General features: G+C 61.6%; 17 protein-coding genes. 16 read left to right on the forward strand and 1 reads right to left on the reverse strand.

All coding sequences use genetic code 11. From position 1 onward, the window contains the following. The first annotated feature begins 44 nt into the window (after nucleotides 1–44). The 8 genes from H8S57_RS02255 to H8S57_RS02290 all read left to right on the forward strand — a co-directional run bounded on the left by H8S57_RS02255 (nucleotide 45) and on the right by H8S57_RS02290 (nucleotide 8,347). On the forward strand, nucleotides 45–1,352 hold the full coding sequence (locus H8S57_RS02255; protein WP_186906448.1) for an ABC transporter substrate-binding protein: 1,308 nt from the start codon (nucleotides 45–47) through the stop codon (nucleotides 1,350–1,352). Next, on the forward strand, nucleotides 1,349–2,041 hold the full coding sequence (locus H8S57_RS02260; RefSeq protein WP_186906449.1) for a response regulator transcription factor: 693 nt from the start codon (nucleotides 1,349–1,351) through the stop codon (nucleotides 2,039–2,041). The genes H8S57_RS02255 and H8S57_RS02260 overlap by 4 nt, the downstream gene beginning before the upstream one ends. Further along, entirely contained in the window at nucleotides 2,034–3,332 is a 1,299-nt protein-coding gene (locus H8S57_RS02265) for a sensor histidine kinase (protein WP_186906450.1), read from the forward strand. Before H8S57_RS02260 ends, H8S57_RS02265 begins: the two co-directional genes overlap by 8 nt. A 283-nt stretch (nucleotides 3,333–3,615) precedes the next feature. Then, nucleotides 3,616–4,950 carry an ABC transporter substrate-binding protein gene (locus H8S57_RS02270; protein WP_186906451.1) on the forward strand — a complete coding sequence of 445 codons (1,335 nt, stop codon included), beginning with the start codon at nucleotides 3,616–3,618 and terminating at the stop codon, nucleotides 4,948–4,950. A 92-nt stretch (nucleotides 4,951–5,042) separates the two neighbouring features. Continuing rightward, a complete protein-coding gene (locus H8S57_RS02275; RefSeq protein ID WP_186906452.1) occupies nucleotides 5,043–5,777 on the forward strand; it encodes an ABC transporter ATP-binding protein in 735 nt (244 codons plus the stop codon). After that, nucleotides 5,770–6,483 (forward strand): ABC transporter ATP-binding protein, encoded by a 714-nt coding sequence (locus tag H8S57_RS02280; protein ID WP_186906453.1) that lies wholly within the window; start codon nucleotides 5,770–5,772, stop codon nucleotides 6,481–6,483. The genes H8S57_RS02275 and H8S57_RS02280 overlap by 8 nt, the downstream gene beginning before the upstream one ends. Before the next feature lie 15 nt (nucleotides 6,484–6,498). Continuing rightward, nucleotides 6,499–7,332, forward strand: coding sequence for a branched-chain amino acid ABC transporter permease (locus H8S57_RS02285; protein WP_186906454.1), 834 nt, complete (start codon nucleotides 6,499–6,501; stop codon nucleotides 7,330–7,332). Nucleotides 7,333–7,348: 16 nt separating this feature from the next. Continuing rightward, nucleotides 7,349–8,347: a branched-chain amino acid ABC transporter permease gene (locus H8S57_RS02290; RefSeq protein ID WP_186906455.1), complete on the forward strand. Its 999-nt coding sequence runs from the start codon at nucleotides 7,349–7,351 to the stop codon at nucleotides 8,345–8,347. Between the two features lie 38 nt (nucleotides 8,348–8,385). Here H8S57_RS02290 and H8S57_RS02295 read toward each other — a convergent pair whose 3' ends face one another. After that, on the reverse strand, nucleotides 8,386–9,006 hold the full coding sequence (locus H8S57_RS02295; protein WP_186906456.1) for a Crp/Fnr family transcriptional regulator: 621 nt from the start codon (nucleotides 9,004–9,006) through the stop codon (nucleotides 8,386–8,388). A gap of 97 nt (nucleotides 9,007–9,103) precedes the next feature. On the opposite strand from H8S57_RS02295, the gene leuC reads away from it, so the two are divergent. From leuC to H8S57_RS02335, 8 genes are all read left to right on the forward strand, one after another. Continuing rightward, complete coding sequence (gene leuC / locus H8S57_RS02300) at nucleotides 9,104–10,363, forward strand: 3-isopropylmalate dehydratase large subunit (protein WP_186906457.1); 1,260 nt, start codon at nucleotides 9,104–9,106, stop codon at nucleotides 10,361–10,363. A 163-nt stretch (nucleotides 10,364–10,526) separates the two neighbouring features. Further along, nucleotides 10,527–11,012, forward strand: a complete 486-nt coding sequence (locus H8S57_RS02305; protein ID WP_186906458.1) for a 3-isopropylmalate dehydratase small subunit — start codon at nucleotides 10,527–10,529, stop codon at nucleotides 11,010–11,012. Then, entirely contained in the window at nucleotides 11,012–12,088 is a 1,077-nt protein-coding gene (gene leuB / locus H8S57_RS02310) for a 3-isopropylmalate dehydrogenase (protein WP_186906459.1), read from the forward strand. Before H8S57_RS02305 ends, leuB begins: the two co-directional genes overlap by 1 nt. A gap of 234 nt (nucleotides 12,089–12,322) precedes the next feature. Beyond that, nucleotides 12,323–13,111 (forward strand): type III pantothenate kinase, encoded by a 789-nt coding sequence (locus H8S57_RS02315; protein WP_186906460.1) that lies wholly within the window; start codon nucleotides 12,323–12,325, stop codon nucleotides 13,109–13,111. An 89-nt stretch (nucleotides 13,112–13,200) separates the two neighbouring features. Beyond that, entirely contained in the window at nucleotides 13,201–13,785 is a 585-nt protein-coding gene (locus H8S57_RS02320; protein WP_186906461.1) for an ECF transporter S component, read from the forward strand. Nucleotides 13,786–13,955: 170 nt separating this feature from the next. Next, entirely contained in the window at nucleotides 13,956–15,149 is a 1,194-nt protein-coding gene (locus H8S57_RS02325) for a pyridoxal phosphate-dependent aminotransferase (RefSeq protein ID WP_243204646.1), read from the forward strand. 206 nt (nucleotides 15,150–15,355) lie between these two features. Then, nucleotides 15,356–16,789, forward strand: coding sequence for an adenylosuccinate lyase (purB, locus tag H8S57_RS02330; RefSeq protein WP_186906462.1), 1,434 nt, complete (start codon nucleotides 15,356–15,358; stop codon nucleotides 16,787–16,789). Between the two features lie 39 nt (nucleotides 16,790–16,828). After that, nucleotides 16,829–17,809 carry an ATP-dependent 6-phosphofructokinase gene (locus H8S57_RS02335; protein WP_186906463.1) on the forward strand — a complete coding sequence of 327 codons (981 nt, stop codon included), beginning with the start codon at nucleotides 16,829–16,831 and terminating at the stop codon, nucleotides 17,807–17,809. Nucleotides 17,810–17,829: the final 20 nt, after the last annotated feature.

A 17,829-nucleotide genomic window follows, 5' to 3' on the forward strand; every position in this document is an offset into this window, starting at 1 on the left:
CGATAGAATAGAGAAAACGACAGCCAAAGGGGGAGGCGTGGCGAATGAGACGAGGGGCGGCCGTGCTGTTATGCCTGGCTCTGGCCTTCACACTGTCCGCGTGCCGTCCGCGTGGGCCGGAACCGGCGCCCTCAGGGAAGGCGGAGGACGGAAGCTGGATCTTTGACGATACGGTGCTGGTGGGCCGTGTGGTCCCGCTGACCGGTACGCTGGCCTCCTTCGGACAGGGGACCCCCTATGTGGAGCAGACGGCCATCGACGCGGTCAACGAACAGGGCGGCGTGGTGCTGGATGGGAAGCGCTGCCGGCTGGAGCTGATCTATGCCGACTCCGGATCGGATGTGGCGGGAGCCGGCGCGGCCGCCCTGGAGCTCATCGAACGGGGGGCGGATATCATGATCGTCTCGCATACGGCGGATACGGTCTCTCCGGTGTCCGCCGTATGCGAGCGCGCAGGGATCGCCTGCATTTCGGTAGACGCACCGGCGTCCGCCTGGGTACTGGGGGGGCCTTACCAGAACTCCTGGCACACCTTTTTTGACAACGAACGGGAGATGCTCTGCTTTTTGGATGCCTGGGAGCAGATCGACAGCAACAAGACGGTCGGCCTGCTCACGGCGAACGACAGCGAGGGGATCGAGATCACCACTTTCATTACGGAATTTGCCGCGGCCAAAGGCTATACCATCGTGGACCCGGGGCGCTATGCCATCGGTATGGAAGACTACAGCGCCACCGTGGAGGCCTTTGCCGCCGCCCCATGCGACATCATTTTGGGCGTGATGACTACGGCTGACTTTTCCGCCTTCTGGTCGGAATGCCTGTCCGCCGGTTACCGGCCCAAGATGTGCACGGTTGCGAAGTCCTGCCTGTTCGCCGCCGACGTGGAGGCCATGGGGGAAGCGGCCAACGGCCTGATCACCGAGGTGTGGTGGCGTTCCGATTTTCCCTATACCTCCTCCATCAACGGCTGGAGCTGTCAGGAACTGGCGGAGGATTACCGGACGCGGTTTGATCCCGCGCTGACGGACGCGCCGCCCACCGTTGGATATAAGCACGCCAATGTGGAGATCTTGTATGATATCCTAAAGCGGGCCGGTTCTCTGGAGCTGGACGCCATCAATGCCGCAGCGGAGGAGACCGGACTGGACACCGTGGTGGGCTATGTCTCCTTCAATGAAGAGCATGTGTCCGTGATGCCCTGTGTGACCGGACAGTGGGTCATGGGGGCGGACGGCACCTACCGTCAGGAGATCGTGGGCAATTATCTGATCCCGGAGATCCCGGTTACAGCAGATATCATCCCCATACCCGGCCCGGCCGGGACGGGGGAGGAGGGAGCGGCTTCATGAAAGCGCTGATCGTAGAGGATGACAGGATCCTGTCCAACAACATCTGTGAGAGCCTCAAGCACAAATTCGACATGACCCAGGCGTTCGATGGAGAAGAGGGGTTGGAGCGTCTAGCCCGGGAGAGCTTCGATGTGATCATTCTGGACGTGATGATGCCCCGGCTCAACGGCTATGAAGTGCTGGAGCAGATGCGCGGCGGAGGCATCACCACGCCGGTGCTTATGCTGACCGCCCTGGGACAGGCTTCCGACCAGGTGAAGGGCCTGCGGGCGGGGGCGGACGACTACCTGTCCAAGCCCTTTGATCTGGATATCTTTCAGGCCCGGCTGGACGCACTGGTGCGCCGCACCCGGCGGGATGAGAGCGCTCAGCGCGAAGGCCTGCGCTTTTTGGAGCTGACGCTGTGGACCAATACCCGCACCGCCCGTATCGGGGACGGGAAACTGGACCTGCACGGCAAGCAGTTCGATTTTCTTTACTATCTGGTGGAAAACAAGAACGTGATCGTACATAAGGAACGCCTGTTCCAGCGCGTATGGGGCTTCTATTCCGCTACGGATTTTTCCGTGGTGGAAGTCTATGCCAGTCAGATCCGGAAGCTTCTGCGGCAGTACGACTATGAAAAGTATCTGAAGACCGTGCGGGGGATCGGTTATATCCTCACCGACGACAGCGAGCTCTATGGATAGAAAAGCCTTCTTGCTGCAGCGCCGCCTGCGGTATATGCTGCTTTTGTTCGTGGTATTTCTGGCGTTGTTCGGTATTTTCGATCTGATCGTATACGCGGTGGCGGAGGGCGCCCTCTATGAGGATGTGGACCGTCAGATGGAGCATGCCGCCCAGGCCATTGAGTCCAATGTGGACGGCGCCGTGGAGAACTTTCAAAACGGCAAGAACATTGTCTATACCGACCGGGGCAGCTATGTGATCACCTACCGCATTTTCCTGCTGCTGCGGGATCGTCAGGGAAATATTCTCAACGCGGAGTATCTGTCCAGCTTTGATTACATGCTCAACGTCGGCTTTCAGGCCGGGGCGCACGGCATGCAGACCGAATCGGTGGAGCGCAACAGCTTTGTGCTCTATTACCGCACCTACACGCTTGCTGTGACCACTTCGGCGGGGGAGACCTTTTATGTCCAGATGACCACCGACTCCACGGAGATCGAAGCCTCTCTGGCCATCATCCTGCGGGTACTGGTGCAGTGCACCCTGGCGGCGATGCTGCTGGTACTGATAGTGGGGTGGTTTTTGAGCAAAACGCTGGTCCAGGGCGTGACCGAGGCGTGGGAACGGCAGGATGAATTCATCAGCTATGCCTCGCATGAGCTGCGGTCCCCTCTGGCGGTCATCCACAGCTCCCTGGAGCTGCTGCTGGATACGCCGGGGGCGCGGATCATCGAGCGAAGCGACCTTATCATGAATTCGCTGACTGAGACCAGCCGTCTGCGCAAGATGGCCTCCAATCTGCTGGAGATGGTACAGCTTCAGGCTGCGGAGATGACCATCCACCGGGAAAACATCCATCTGGATCAGATGGTGGGGGATTTTATCGAGCCGTTTCGCTACCAGGCCGAAGCGGCGGGCAAGACGATGGCGTGTACGCTTCAGCACGGTCTGGATATCCAGGCCGATCGTCAGCTGCTCACCGAGCTTCTGGCCATCCTGCTGGAAAACGCGCTGAAGTATACCGAACCGGGAGACAGCATCCGGGTTTCCGCGCAGATGGCCGATGGGAAAGCGGTGCTGGCCGTATCCGATACCGGGGTGGGAATCAAGGATGAGGCGCTGGGCAAGATCTTTACCCGCTTTTACCGGGAGGAGCGCCAGCAGTCCAAGGCGGACGGCAGCGGCCTGGGGCTTTACATCGCCAGCCTGATCGTAACGCGCCATGGCGGGCGAATCACAGCGGCGCACAACCGGCCGAAGGGAACGACATTTGCGGTAACGCTCCCGGTACGGGAAAAGGGAAAAGCCTGAACGTATGCGGAGGGACCTGCCAAGGCGGGGCCTTCCGCATTTTTTCCTGCAAACACCGCTTCCAAAATCGGCGCCCCCAACAGGGGGCTGGTCATATTGAACAAAAACGGAGCAAAAAGTTTGGCCGCAAAAACGTGTGTTGCATAAAAACTTAAGGTTGCATAAGGGGGCGCTTAAGGTTTGCTTAAGGGAAAAACTGATAGAATTCGGTCAGAAGCTCAGCCTTGACAGACAGGGGAAAAGCCCTTGACGCCCGGCTGAAGCAATGAAAGGAGATCGAACGATGAAGAAGAAACCTATCCTCGCGCTCTTGCTCTGCGTGGTCATGGCAGCCGGCCTGCTGGCCGGCTGCGGCGGCAACGGAGGCAGCGGCTCCGGCAACGAGGGCGGCGGCTCCTCTGGCGGTTCCTCCGGCGGCTCCAGCGGCGGTACCATCAAGATCGGTTATGTGAACCCCTCCACCGGCGCTCTGGCCGGAAACGGCGAAGGCGGCCAGTGGGTCATCGACCAGATCACCTCCTATGTCAACGACACCCTGGGCGGCATTGAGGTGGACGGCGAAAAGAAGAACGTCGAAGTTGTTCTGTATGACTCCAAGTCCGACACCACTACCTGTACCGAGATGGCGCAGAAGCTGTGTGAAGAGGACAAGGTGGACCTGATCGTCGCGATCCAGACTCCCGAGACCGTCATCCCCGTCAGTTCCGTGGCCGAGCGCTACGGCGTGCCCTGCGTGGCCATCCAGGCGCCTGTCAATGCCGTGGCCGGCGCCGCCGATGAGTATGAGTGGACCTATCACGCCTTCTGGACGATCGAGAATGTTTACGAGCAGTACAAGGCCCTGTGGACGGCGGCCGGTTACGGCCCCGGCCAGGGCCACAAGGTGGGCGTGGCGTTCGCCAACGATGCGGACGGCACCGCCTGGTACGAGGTCTTTACCCAGAAGGTGGCCGAAGACGGCTACGAACTGGTGGACCCCGGCCAGTACCCCGCCGGGACGACCGACTTCTCCAACGTGATCAGCCAGTTCAAGAGCGCCGAGATCGACGTCTTGGCCGGTACCAACACGCCTCCCGATTTTTCCAATCTGTGGAGCCAGGCCCTGCAGAGCGGCCTTGAAGTCGGCTGCGTCACCATGGGCAAGTGCTGCCTGCTGCTGGGCGACATGGAAGCCATCGGCGAGGACATCATGGAAGGCGTCATGACCGAGGTGTGGTGGAGCCCCGATCACCCCTATACCTCCGATCTGACCGGCGTGACCTGCGCACAGCTGGGCGAGGCCTACTCCGCCGCCAACAGCGGCCGTCCCATGCCCCAGCCCGCCGGCTATGGTTATGCCGCCATGGAGCTGGCCGTCGAGGCCTTCCAGGCTGCGGGCACCACGGACAAGACGGCGGTCCGCGACGCCCTGTCCCAGTTGGACGTGACCACCATTGTCGGCCCCATCAAGTATGAGAACACCATGGGCGGCCTGCACTACTCCGACACCGTAGTCTGCGGCGGTCAGTGGCAGCGCGCGGAGGACGGCACGATGGAGCTGGTCATCATCGACAACAGCGTGTTCCCCGAGGTTTCCACCACTGGCGCGTACATCGCCGGAAACGCTTCCAACAAGTAAGAGCGAAAACCCAAGCGCAACGGATCTGACCGGGGCGGGCGGGGGAGTCTCGGCTCTCCGTCCGCCCCAGCTTCGCAATACGGGAGGGAAACATGGATACGGATACCATTCTGTCGTTCGAACACGTGAACGCCGGCTACGGCCGGGTTCAGATCCTGAATGACCTGAGCTTTGAAATGAAACGTGGCGAGGTCTACGGCGTCATCGGCCCCAACGGATGCGGCAAGACCACCATGTTCAACGCCCTGATCGGCCTGATCATCCCGACCAAGGGAAAGATCGCCTATGACGGGCATGATGTAACGAAAACGAACGCCGCCGCCCGCTGCAAGCTGGGTATCGGGCGCACCTATCAGGTGCCCCGTCCCTTCGAGGGCATGAGCGTATTTGAAAACGTCCTGGTGGCCTCCGTCCACGGCGCGGGCCATTCGGAGAAAGACGGGCGCAGGGTGGCCCTGGAGGCGCTGAAGCTCACCGAGCTGTATGAAAAGCGCGAGATCCGGGCGGGGGAGCTGACGCTGCTGGACCGCAAGCGGCTGGAGATCGCACGGGCCCTGGGTACCGAGCCCAAGCTGCTGCTGCTGGACGAGGTGGCCGCTGGCCTGACCGAGGCGGAGGTCCAGGATGTCATGAAAATGGTGGCCAACCTGAAGGCCGCCGGTTACTCCATTATCTGGATCGAACACGTCATCCAGACCATGGTGGAGTCCACGGACACCTTGATGTGTATGTCCGAGGGCCACAACCTGCTGGTGGGGGAGCCCCTGGAGGTCATGAACTCCAAGCTGGTGGAAGAAGTTTATCTGGGGGTGGAAGAAGATGAGTGAGCCTATCCTGAAAGTAGAGGGCGTCCAGGCCAAATACGGCGACTTTGTCGCCGTGGAGGAGGCCACGCTGGACGTGCCGCAGGGGATCATCGTCTCGGTCATCGGCGCCAACGGCGCGGGCAAATCCACCCTGATGGACACCATAGCCGGGGTACATAAGCCGACTGCCGGAACGATCACCTTCAAGGGGGAAGACATTACCGGAATGCCGGCGGAAAAGGTCGTGCTGCGGGGCCTCTCGCTGGTGCCCCAGGGCAGCCGCTGCTTCATCCGCATGACTGTGGAGGACAACCTGGTCATGGGCAGCTACCCCAAGGCCGCACGGGCCAAGGTTAAGGACTCTCTGGAGCGGGTGTACGAGCTCTTCCCGGTGCTCAAGGAGAAGCGCAACGATCTCTCCGGCAGCCTCTCCGGCGGCCAGCGGCAGATGGTGGCCATCGGCCGGGCGCTGATGACCAACCCGGAGCTGGTGCTCTTTGACGAGATCTCCCTGGGCCTGGCCCCCACCATTATCAAGGATATTTATGCCCGCATCAAGCAGATCAGCGGCGAGGGCATGACCGTGGTGCTGGTGGAACAGGACACCAAGCGGGCGATCAAGACCGGCGAGATCAGTCACGTCATGCTCAAGGGCAAGGTGGTCCTGTCCGGCCGTTCTGCGGAGCTGGGTGAAGAAGAAATCAAAAAGGCCTATTTCGGCCTGTAAGGAGGAGGGGGAAGAATGCAAATCCTGATCAACGGTATCCTGCTGGGCGCGATCTATGCCCTCCTCGGCGTCGGTATGAGCATGATGTTCGGTATCGTCAAGCTGACGAACCTGGCCCACGGGGAGTTCATCATTATGGGCGCCTTTGGCTCCACCATCCTGTCCAGCGCACTGGGGATCAACCCCATTCTGACACTGGTCGTCACCGTCCCCGTTATGTTCCTTTTGGGCATGGTGCTCCAGAGCGTACTCATCAACCGGGTCATGCTGCGGGGGGCGGAACCCGCGCTGCTGGTCACCTTCGGCCTGTCCATCATCCTGAAGGACGCCATGCTGCTGCTGTTTACCGCGGATGCCCAAAAGATCGGCGTCAGCTATGCCACCGCCAGCCTGAACCTCGGCGGTATCTCCATCTCAGTGCTCAATCTGGTGGTTTTCGCCATCAGCCTCATCACCATCCTGGTGCTGACGCTGTTCCTGCGCAAGACGTATATGGGCCGTGCCATCCGCGCCACCTCGGATGATACGGTGGCGGCATCCCTGATGGGGGTCAGCGTCAAGAAGACCTACGGCGTGGCCATGGGCATTGCAATGGCCACCGCGGCCATTGCCGGATTGTGCGTCGGCATGCGCTGGACCTTCTATCCCAGCTCCGGCGGCGAATATCTGCTCATCGCCTTCGGCGTGGTGGTCATCGGCGGCATGGGCAGTATTCCCGGCACTCTGGTGGCCGGCCTGGTCTTCGGCCTGGCCCAGGTCATCGGCGGCGCCAACTACGGCATGTTTATCAGCTACATCGTCCTGCTGGTCATGCTGGCGGTCCGGCCCCAGGGCCTGTTCTCAAAGTAAGGGAGGAGGAAACGAAATGAAGACGAAAACCTTAGAAGCCTCCGCCCACAAGCAGGTCCGTGTGTTCGGCGGCCTGCCCATGCTCATCACCGCCGTGGTCATTGTGGCGCTGCTGGTGATCCTGCCCCTGACCGGAGTGCTCTCCAGCAACACCCAGCGCTACCTGCTCAAGATCTTTTTGTACTGCTGCCTGGGCTCCATGTGGAACCTGATGAGCGGTTACACCGGCATGACAAGTCTGGGCCAGCAGTCCTTTATCGGGATCGCCGGATATTCCCTGGCGGTCATGACCTTCACCTACGGCGCCTCCTACTGGGCGGGCTTTGCCGTAGGCGGCGTGCTGGGCGCGGCCCTGGCCCTGGGGCTGTCCGTGCTCCTGTTCCGGATGCGCGGCATGTATTTCGCCATCGCCACCTGGGTCGTGGCCGAGGCCCTCAAGACCTTTTTCACCAGCTGGACCTTCGTCAAGCAGGGTGCGGGCATGACGATCAAGGCCAAGCCTTATCCCAGCACGACCGAGATCTATATGATCGCTCTGGTGCTGTGCGTCGTCTCCCTGGTGGTCATCTACCTGCTGCTGCGCTCCAAGATCGGCCTGGGCCTCACCGCCATGCGGGACGACGCGGACGCGGCTTCCAGCGTGGGTGTGAACATCTTCCAGTCTAAGCTGTTGTGCTTTGTCATCTGCGGCTTTTTTACCGCTCTGGCCGGCGGGGTGTTCTATCTGAACAAGGGCAGCATCTATCCCAGCGGAGGCTTCGGCATCAACTGGACGGTATCCATCGTGTTCATCGTCATTATCGGCGGCATCGGCACCATGGGCGGCCCCATCCTGGGCGCCATCATTTACACGGTGCTGGAAGAGATGCTGGCCAGTTATCCCGGTTACTCCAATATCATTCTGGGCCTGATCGCCATTTTGGTGATCCTGTTCCTGCCGGACGGCATTCTGGGGACCCTCCAGAAAAAGTTCCACTTTGAGATTCTCTCTCAGAAACGCTTTTCAAAAGAATAAAGCGACCGCGCGGCAGGCGTACGCCTGCCGCGCGGTCGTTATGTTTCACCGGAGAGCAGCTCGGTCAGAGCGCCTGGATCCCGAATCTTGATGCTTTTATATCCGGTCTCGATCCAGCCCTGACGGTCAAATTCCCCCAGGACCCGGCTCACCGTGACCCGGCTTACCCCGACGGTGGAACCGATATCTTCATGGGTGCAGTGGAGCAGACCCTGCGGGTCGGGGGAGAGAGAGAGCAGGTGCCGGGCGATGCGCCGGTCGGCCTGGAGAAAGGCGCCGTCCACGTGGACGGAGAGCAGGCGTATGGTACGGGCCAGATATTCCAGCATGGAGACGGCCAGATCCGGATGCAGGGCAAAGACCGTCTCCAGCCGGGAGCGGTCCACGGCCACCAGCTCACACCGCGTGACGGCTACGGCGGAAGAGACCCTGGGCTGGCGGTCGAAAAAGGCGGCCTCCCCGATCAGGTCGCCGGCGTGGTGGAGCGTAAGGGTACGCTCGTCCCCCTCCGGAGAGCTGATAAAGCACTTCACGGTGCCGGAGCGGATATAGTAGAACTGGAGCGCCTCGGTATCCTGAAGGTAGATCAGGCGGCCGGGCGGGTAGAACTGGGGCTGCTGCTGTTCCGCCAGTGGGGCCCATATGTCTCTGGAAGTCATGCCGTTCACCTCTTTTTTTGATTGTAACACGCTTTACATTCTTTCAGCAAGCCCCATGTTATGCTGTGGAGGAAAATCATAAAGGAGGCGCCCAAAGATGGGAATGACAATGACCCAAAAGATCCTGGCCCGCCATGCCGGACTGGATCACGTGGTGCCCGGCCAGCTGGTGGAAGGCAAGCTGGATCTGGTGCTGGGCAATGATATCACCACCCCTGTGGCTATCTCAGAATTCAATAAGGCGGGTCTGACCCGGGTGTTCGACCGGGAAAAGATCGCTCTGGTGCTGGATCATTACACCCCCTGTAAGGACATCAAGGCGGCTCAGCTCTGTGCACAGGTACGGGAATTTGCACAGAAGTATGAGATCACCCATTTTTATGATGTGGGCTGCATGGGGGTGGAGCACGCCCTTCTGCCGGAAAAGGGACTGACCGCCCCCGGAGAGTGTATGATCGGCGCGGACTCCCATACCTGCACCTATGGCGCGGTCGGAATGTTCTCCACCGGTGTGGGGTCTACCGATATGGCGGCCGGCATGGCGACCGGCCTTGCCTGGTTCCGCATCCCCGCCGCCGTCAAAGTCACCCTGAAGGGGAAGCTGCAGCCCTGCGTGTCCGGCAAGGACGTGATCCTCCATCTGATCGGGACCATCGGTGTGGACGGCGCGCTGTACAAGTCCTTGGAGTTTGCAGGGGAGGGAGTGGGCTCCCTGTCCATGGACGACCGGTTCACCATCGCCAACATGGCCATCGAAGCGGGCGCCAAGAACGGCATCTTTCCAGTGGACGGCAGGACCCGCGCCTATCTGGAGGGCCGCGTGACCCGCCCCTGGCAGGCCGTGGAGGCCGACCCGGACGCGGAGTATGAGCGGGAAGTGGTCATCGACCTGGACCAGCTCCAGCCCACCGTAGCGCTGCCCCACCTGCCCTCCAATACCCGCACCGTGGACCAGGTCGCGGGCACCCACATCGATCAGGTGGTCATCGGCTCCTGCACCAACGGCCGACTGGAGGACCTGCGCCAGGCGGCGGCGGTACTCAAAGGCCGCCGGGTGGCCAAGGGCGTGCGCTGCATCGTCATCCCAGCCACCCAGCAGATCACTCTGGACGCCATGGCCGAGGGGCTGATCCAGACCTTTATCCAGGCCGGCTGCGCCGTGTCTACGCCTACCTGCGGCCCCTGTCTGGGCGGCCATATGGGCGTGCTCTCCGACGGGGAGCGGGCCATCTCCACCACAAACCGCAATTTCGTGGGCCGCATGGGTCCCGTCACCTCGGAGATCATTCTGGCCAATCCCGCGGTGGCCGCCGCATCCGCCGTGGCGGGCTGCGTGGCCGACCCTAGGACGCTGTAAACGGCGCCGCTTCCGTTACCCCTTGGGGCGGGTCAGCCTGTCCCTGCGGCAGGCGCTTGCGGTCCAGGCCGCTTGCTGCGCTCCGCTTGCGCGTCCCGTCTGCGACGGGTCCAAAATGACCGGGCGGGAACGTTCCCCGCCGCGTTAAGAAAGGATCGTTACCATGAAGGTTTACAAATATGGCGATAACGTGGATACCGACGTGATCATCCCCGCCCGGTATCTGAACGCTCCCGACGAGAAGTCTCTGGCCTGCCATTGTATGGAGGATATCGACGCGGGTTTTGCTTCCACCGTAGAGAAAGGCGATATCGTGGTGGCTGGGGCCAACTTTGGCTGCGGCTCCTCCCGGGAGCATGCGCCCCTGGCCCTCAAGGCCTGCGGCGTCAAGTGCGTCATCGCCCCGTCGTTTGCCCGTATTTTCTACCGCAATGCCATCAACATCGGTTTTCCCATCCTGGAGTGCGCCCAGGCGTCCCGGGAGATCCGGGCGGGGGACCAGGTGAGCGTGGACTTCGCCACCGGGCGCATCACCGACGAGACCACCGGAAAGACCTATCAGGCCGCGCCCTTCCCGGAATTCGTCGGCAATATCATTGAAAGCGGCGGCCTGCTCAAATCGCTCAAGGACCGGGGGGTGGCACGGTAATGAACTACAGGATCGCACTGATCCGCGGCGACGGCATCGGCCCCGAAGTGGTGGGGGAGGCCGTCAAGGTACTGGAGCGCGTGGGGAAAACGTTTGGACACACTTATGAATTCGTGGACGTACTGCTGGGCGGCTGCGCCACCGATGCGGTGGGGAAGAGCTACCCCGACGGCACGGCGGAGAAATGCAGGGCCTGCGACGCGGTGCTGCTGGGCGCCGTGGGCGGCCCCAGGTGGGGCGCGGACAAGCCCGCAGAGCAGCGGCCCGAGACCGCCCTTCTGGCGATCCGGAAGGATTTGGGGCTGTATGCCAACCTGCGCCCCGCCACGCTGCGTCCCGCCATGATTGACGCATGCCCCCTGAAAACCGAGACCGCCCAAAGGGGCATCGACCTGATGATGGTGCGGGAACTCACCGGCGGCATCTACTTCGGCCGGCGGGAGAAGTATGAGACGGACGATCGGGGCGTGGAGTGTGCCGACCGGATGGCTTACTCCGAGCATGAGATCGAGCGTATCGGACGCCGCGCCTTTGAGCTTTCCCGCTTGCGCCGCAGGAAGGTCACCAGCGTGGACAAGGCCAACGTCCTGGAGACCAGCCGCCTGTGGCGCAGCGTCATGCACCGGCTGGCCCAGGAGTATCCCGACGTAGCCTACGAGGATTTTCTGGTGGATAACTGTGCCATGCAGCTGGTCCGGGACCCCGGCCAGTTCGATGTTTTGGTCACCGAGAACATGTTCGGCGACATTTTGTCCGACGAGGCCAGCATGGTCACCGGCTCCATCGGACTGCTTCCTTCCGCGTCCATCGGGGACAGGGCGCCCGGCCTGTATGAGCCCATCCACGGCTCTGCTCCCGATATCGCCGGCCAGGACAAGGCAAACCCCATCGCCACGATTCTGTCGGCGGCCATGATGTTCCGTTACTCCTTCCAGCGGGCCGCTGAGGCCGACGCCATTGAAGCGGCGGTGGACGCAGTCCTGGCGGAGGGCTGGCGTACCGCCGACATCGCGGAGCCTGGCGTAACGCCCGTCGGCACCCGTAAAATGGGCGAGCTGATCTGCCAGAAGTTGTAAAGGCAGTACTGCAAAACAAGCGCAAGCCTGCCGGAAAGGCCGTGCCCCGCGGACAAAATTGCCGCGCGGGGCGCGGCTTTCTTGACGTGCCGCCGTCTTTCTGCTAGAATGATGCCTGACGGACCGGCCGGGAAGGGCGGATTCCGTGCGGCAGCGCCGCGCACCCAGCGGTTTTGCCTTACGTGCACTCAAAAAGCGCTGGAACGACGAAACGATAGGGGAGGGGGAGCGTCCGTGATCCTGGCGGTAGATGTAGGCAACTCCAATACCACGGTCGGCCTGTTCGACGCCGCGGGCAGGCTGTCCTTCCTCTCCGCGTTGGAGACGGACAAGGACAAAACGAAAGACCGCTGCGCCATCGACCTGCTGGGGGTATTCGGCCTTTATGGGGCGGAGATCGGCTCGGTGGACGGCGCGATCCTCTCCAGCGTGGTCCCCTCCCTGACGGCCACGATGACGGCTGCCGTGGGACGCTTGATTGGATGCAGCCCCATGGTCGTGGGACCCGGCATCAAGACCGGTCTGAACATTAAGGCGGAGATCCACAACCAGCTGGGCAGCGATATCGTGGCTTCCTCCGTGGCGGCCATCCATAAGTATCCCAGCCCTTCTGTGGTCATCGATATGGGCACGGCCACCTCCATGTCTCTGCTGAAGGGCAGCGTATATGAGGGGTGCATTCTTATGCCGGGCCTGCGCTTGGCGCTGGAAGCCCTCTCAGAGCGGGCGGCGGCCCTCCCGCCCATCTCCATGGAGACGGCCGCGCCGGTGCCCTTGCTGGGCCGCACCACCGAGGATGCCATGCGTTCCGGCGTGCTTTACGGCCATGCCAGCATGGTGGACGGCATGATCGGGCGTATGGAGGAAGTGGCCGGACAGCCGGTCACGGTGGTGGCTACCGGCGGAAACGCCGCCAAGGTACTGAAATACTGCACACACAATATCATTTACGATGCGGACCTGGTCATGGACGGGCTTTATCTGCTGTATCAAAAAAATGCGGAGAAGCACCGGAGGGCGTGACCCATAAAACGGTACTCAACGGCGTAAGCCGTGAGTAAATATTTGCGCTGCATCTCGGAGAGAGAGCGGCAGCAGGAGGTAATTTTCCTATGAAAGCAAGCGCAAAGACCCAGCGTCTGACAGGACTGGCCCTGATGACGGGCATTATCATTGTCCTGCAGATAGTAGCATCCTTCATCAAGTTCGGACCCTTTACCATTACGCTGGCCCTGGCCCCCATTATCATCGGCGCGGCGCTGTACGGCGCGGGCGCGGGCGCCTATCTGGGCGGCGTGTTCGGCGTCGTGGTGTTCATCGCCTGTGTGGCCGGCTGGGACATGGGCGGCAATATTCTGTTTACCGCCCGGCCTTTGGTTACATTGATCCTCTGCGTCGTCAAGGGCGCGCTGGCCGGGCTGGCCGCGGGGGCGGTCTACCGTGCGCTGGCACAGCGCAGCCCCATGGCCGGTTCCATCCTTGCGGGCATTATGTGTCCGGTGGTGAACACCGGCATCTTCTGCCTGGGACTGGCCGGGTTCTACTATGACACGCTGGTGGCATGGGCAGGCGGGACTGCGCTGGTCTACTATGTCATCACCGTTCTGGTGGGGTTGAACTTCCTTCTGGAGATGGCGATCAATCTGGTGCTCAGCTCCGTCATCGTACGGGTCGTCAAGGCCAGAACGGCAGCCTGAACCGCATCTGCGGGGGACATCCATTGGCAGATTGCCATGGATGTCCCCCTTTTTGCATTATAGACATCATCAACATTCACATTTTGCGGAAAATCAGAAATAAGGACTTGCAATTTTGCAAGTTGGCGCATATAATATGTCATGATTTTGAGTTCAAGGGAGAGATTTCATTGAAAGAGTTGTCCAGGATCGCAGAGGCCGTACAGGCCTCCACCACGATGGCCATCGACGCCATGTTTAAACAGATGAAAGCCGATGGGATCGACGTGATCGGCTTCGGCGCGGGCGAGCCTGATTTTGACACCCCGGACGAGATCAAAGCGGCGGGGATCGCCGCGATTGAAAGCAATTTGACCCGTTATACGCCGGCCGCAGGCACTGTGGAGCTGCGTCAGGCGGTGTGCGACCGCATGAAGATCGACTGTGGGCTGGAGTATGTGCCCAGCCAGGTGGTGGTGAGCAGCGGCGCGAAACATATCGTATATCTGGCCCTGCGGGTGCTGGTCAACCCCGGGGACGAGGTGATTCTGCCCGCGCCCTTCTGGGTGAGCTACTATGAGCTGATCCGCATGGCGGGCGGCGTACCCGTTGTGGTCACCGCTACGGAGGCGGAGGATTTCAAGCTCTCCGCCGAAAAGCTGGCGGCGGCCATTACCCCCAGGACCAAAGCGCTCATCCTCAACAATCCCTCCAACCCCACCGGCATGATGTACGGCAGGGAGGAGCTGGAGGCCATCGCCAAGGTCTGTGTAGAGAACGAGCTTTATGTGATCTCCGATGAGATCTACTACGGTCTGGTCTATGACGGCAAGTCCTTCACCAGCTTCGCCGCACTGAGCCCCGAGGCCAAGGAACAGACGATTCTCGTCAACGGCGTATCCAAGTCCTATGCCATGACCGGCTGGCGCATCGGCTACGCCTGTGCCAACGCCAGGATCGCCAAGGTCATGGCCAATTACGTCAGCCACTCCACCGGCTCTCCGGTGACCATGTCCCAAAAGGCATCGGTACAGGCGCTGACCGGCCCGCAGGAGAAGATCGAACGGATGCGCCGGGCGTTCGAGGAGCGGCGCGATTACATCGTTCAGCGTATGAACGCCATACCGGGGGTCAGCTGTATCAAACCGGAGGGCGCCTTCTATGTGATGATGAACCTGGAACAGCTGATCGGCAGGACCATCCATGGCGTGGAGATCACCAACGACGACGTGTTTGCCGACGTATTCCTGAAATACGGCCTGGTCGCGGTGGTACCGGGCTCCGGCTTTGGTGCGCCCAACTTTGTCCGCTGGTCCTACGCCACCTCTATGGGCAACATCAAAGAGGGACTGGACCGTCTGGAAAAGTTCCTGGCGGGGGAGTAGAGAAATACAGTCTGAACGGCGGGGGCTTGCCCCCGCCGTTCAGACTGCCGGGAAAGCGCCGCCGAGCTCTGCCGCCCGCTCCGCGCCAAGCACCGCCGCAAGGCGGCTTGGTACTTTTTCGGGCGCCGCTGCGGCGGGGGCTTGCCCCCGCCGTGTTCCTGTGGTATGATGTTCCCGTTAAAAAACAAGAAAAAAGAGGTCTTTGCATGAACGATCGCTATGAAAGCCCCCTGTCTTCCCGCTACGCCAGCGACGAGATGCAGTTCATCTTCTCTCCGGACAAAAAGTTCTCCACCTGGCGCCGCCTGTGGGTGGCCCTGGCCCGGGCCGAGATGGAGCTGGGTCTGCCGGTGACGCAGGAGCAGATCGACGAGATGGAGGCGCATCTCACCGACATCGACTACGACAAGGCCGCCGCGTACGAAAAAAAACTCCGCCACGACGTCATGGCGCATGTCCACACCTTTGGTGAGGTGTGCCCCAAGGCGATGCCCATCATCCATCTGGGCGCCACCAGCTGTTACGTGGGGGATAACACCGACGTGATCCTGATGCGGGAGGCTCTGCTGCTGATCCGGGAAAAGCTGGTGCGGGTGCTGAAGCACTTGGCCGACTTTGCCGGGCGCTATCAGGCGCTGCCGACCTTGGGTTTTACCCACTTCCAGCCCGCCCAGCTGGTTACCGTGGGCAAGCGGGCCACGCTGTGGATGAACGAGCTGTTGATGGATCTGGACGAAGTCAGCTACCGGATCGACAGCCTGAAGCTGTTGGGAAGCAAGGGCACCACCGGTACCCAGGCCAGCTTTCTGGAGCTCTTTGAAGGAGACCATGAGAAATGCAAGGAGCTGGATCGGAAGATCGCCGCCGAGATGGGCTTTGCCGCCACGGCGTCCGTGTCCGGCCAGACCTATTCCCGGAAGGTGGACGCGGCGGTGCTGGCCACCCTGTCCGGGATCGCGCAGTCGGCCAGCAAATTTGCCACGGACCTGCGTCTGCTCTGCCACCTGAAGGAGGTGGAAGAGCCTTTTGAAGCCAGTCAGATCGGCTCCTCCGCCATGCCCTACAAGCGCAATCCCATGCGCTGTGAGCGCATCTGCGCGCTGGGACGCTATGTGATGTGCGACGCGATGAACCCGGCCGTCACGGCCGCCTCCCAGTGGTTTGAGCGTACGCTGGACGATTCCGCCAACAAGCGCATCTCGGTACCGGAGGCGTTCCTGGCGGTAGACGCCATCCTGAATATCTATGCCAACGTGGCCTCCGGACTGGTGGTGCATGAGCAGGTGATCCGGCGCCACGTGCTGGAGGAGCTGCCCTTCATGGCCAGCGAGAATATCATGATGGACGCGGTGAAACGGGGCGGAAACCGCCAGGAGCTCCACGAGCGCATCCGGGTTCTGTCTCAGCAGGCCGGGGCCAACGTGAAGGACCGGGGCGAGGCCAACAATCTGATCGATCTGATCGCCGCGGATCCGCTGTTCGGAATGAGCCGGGAAGAGCTGACCGCTCACCTGGAGCCCGAGCGCTACATCGGCCGCTGTCCTCAGCAGGTGGAGGATTTCCTGCGGGAGGACGTACAGCCGGTGCTGGAACGATATGCCGACGCCCTGAATGGGAAGGAGACCGAACTGAAGGTTTGAGCCGGTTCGGCCCCAGATGATTGATAGGAGGTAGTTTTCATGGATCAGCCTGTACGCCGGATCGGCGTTTTCACCAGCGGCGGAGACGCCCCGGGTATGAACGCCGCCATCCGCTCCGTGGTGCGCACCTGCCTGCACATGGGCATTGAGTGCATCGGCGTCCGCCGGGGCTATCACGGCCTCATCAACGGTGACTTTGTGCCCCTGACCTTTGAAAGCGTCAGCGGCTTGTCCCGCCGGGGCGGAACGATGCTCTACTCTGCCCGCAGCGAGGACTTCAAGGCCAAGCTGGGCCAGGAGAAGGCGGCCGCCACCTGCAAACTGCTGGGTCTGGACGCGCTGGTGGGCATCGGCGGCGACGGTACCTTCCGCGGACTGCTCTGCCTGGCGCAGCAGGGGCTGAGCGTCATCGGCATCCCCGGCACCATCGACAACGACATCGCCTGCTCTACTTATACCATCGGCTACGATACCGCATGCAACACCGCCGTGGAGTGCATCGACAAGCTGCGGGATACCATGCAGTCTCACGAACGCTGTTCGGTGGTGGAGGTCATGGGGCACCATGCCGGCCACCTGGCCCTGAACGTGGGCGTAGCCTGCGGCGCTACCGCCGTATTGGTGCCCGAACGCACCCCCGACTATGAGCAGGATGTGATCGAACCCATCCGCCGGGCCCGTTTGGGCGGGCGTACCCATTTCATGGTCATCGTGGCGGAAGGCGTGGACAGCGCCTATAACGTGGCGCAGAAGATCAAGGACGCCACCTCTTTGGATACCAGGGTCACCGTGCTGGGGCATGTGCAGCGGGGCGGGGCGCCCACCTCCCGCGACCGGACCGCCGCCACCTATATGGGTTATGAGGCAGTCCGCCTTCTGGCGGAGGGAAAGACCTGCCGGGTGGTCGCCATGCAGGGCGACGCCTATGTCGATTATGATATCACCGAAGCCCTTGCGATGCAGAAGGGGCTGGATGAGCAGACGTATACCGTCATGCGCGCCCTGACCGGCGTGCAGTAACAGAACTGGTCCGGCAAGGC

The organism is Lawsonibacter hominis (genome assembly GCF_014287895.1).
GTDB lineage: Bacteria > Bacillota > Clostridia > Oscillospirales > Oscillospiraceae > Lawsonibacter_A > Lawsonibacter_A hominis.

What these genes read in the sequence shown, in the direction of transcription:
- H8S57_RS02255 (WP_186906448.1), top strand. Translation starts at nt 45, where the DNA reads ATGAGACGAGGGGCGGCCGTGCTGTTATGCCTGGCTCTGGCCTTCACA.
- H8S57_RS02260 (WP_186906449.1), top strand. Translation starts at nt 1,349, where the DNA reads ATGAAAGCGCTGATCGTAGAGGATGACAGGATCCTGTCCAACAACATC.
- H8S57_RS02265 (WP_186906450.1), top strand. Translation starts at nt 2,034, where the DNA reads ATGGATAGAAAAGCCTTCTTGCTGCAGCGCCGCCTGCGGTATATGCTG.
- H8S57_RS02270 (WP_186906451.1), top strand. Translation starts at nt 3,616, where the DNA reads ATGAAGAAGAAACCTATCCTCGCGCTCTTGCTCTGCGTGGTCATGGCA.
- H8S57_RS02275 (WP_186906452.1), top strand. Translation starts at nt 5,043, where the DNA reads ATGGATACGGATACCATTCTGTCGTTCGAACACGTGAACGCCGGCTAC.
- H8S57_RS02280 (WP_186906453.1), top strand. Translation starts at nt 5,770, where the DNA reads ATGAGTGAGCCTATCCTGAAAGTAGAGGGCGTCCAGGCCAAATACGGC.
- H8S57_RS02285 (WP_186906454.1), top strand. Translation starts at nt 6,499, where the DNA reads ATGCAAATCCTGATCAACGGTATCCTGCTGGGCGCGATCTATGCCCTC.
- H8S57_RS02290 (WP_186906455.1), top strand. Translation starts at nt 7,349, where the DNA reads ATGAAGACGAAAACCTTAGAAGCCTCCGCCCACAAGCAGGTCCGTGTG.
- H8S57_RS02295 (WP_186906456.1), bottom strand. Translation starts at nt 9,006, where the DNA reads ATGACTTCCAGAGACATATGGGCCCCACTGGCGGAACAGCAGCAGCCC.
- leuC (WP_186906457.1), top strand. Translation starts at nt 9,104, where the DNA reads ATGGGAATGACAATGACCCAAAAGATCCTGGCCCGCCATGCCGGACTG.
- H8S57_RS02305 (WP_186906458.1), top strand. Translation starts at nt 10,527, where the DNA reads ATGAAGGTTTACAAATATGGCGATAACGTGGATACCGACGTGATCATC.
- leuB (WP_186906459.1), top strand. Translation starts at nt 11,012, where the DNA reads ATGAACTACAGGATCGCACTGATCCGCGGCGACGGCATCGGCCCCGAA.
- H8S57_RS02320 (WP_186906461.1), top strand. Translation starts at nt 13,201, where the DNA reads ATGAAAGCAAGCGCAAAGACCCAGCGTCTGACAGGACTGGCCCTGATG.
- purB (WP_186906462.1), top strand. Translation starts at nt 15,356, where the DNA reads ATGAACGATCGCTATGAAAGCCCCCTGTCTTCCCGCTACGCCAGCGAC.
- H8S57_RS02335 (WP_186906463.1), top strand. Translation starts at nt 16,829, where the DNA reads ATGGATCAGCCTGTACGCCGGATCGGCGTTTTCACCAGCGGCGGAGAC.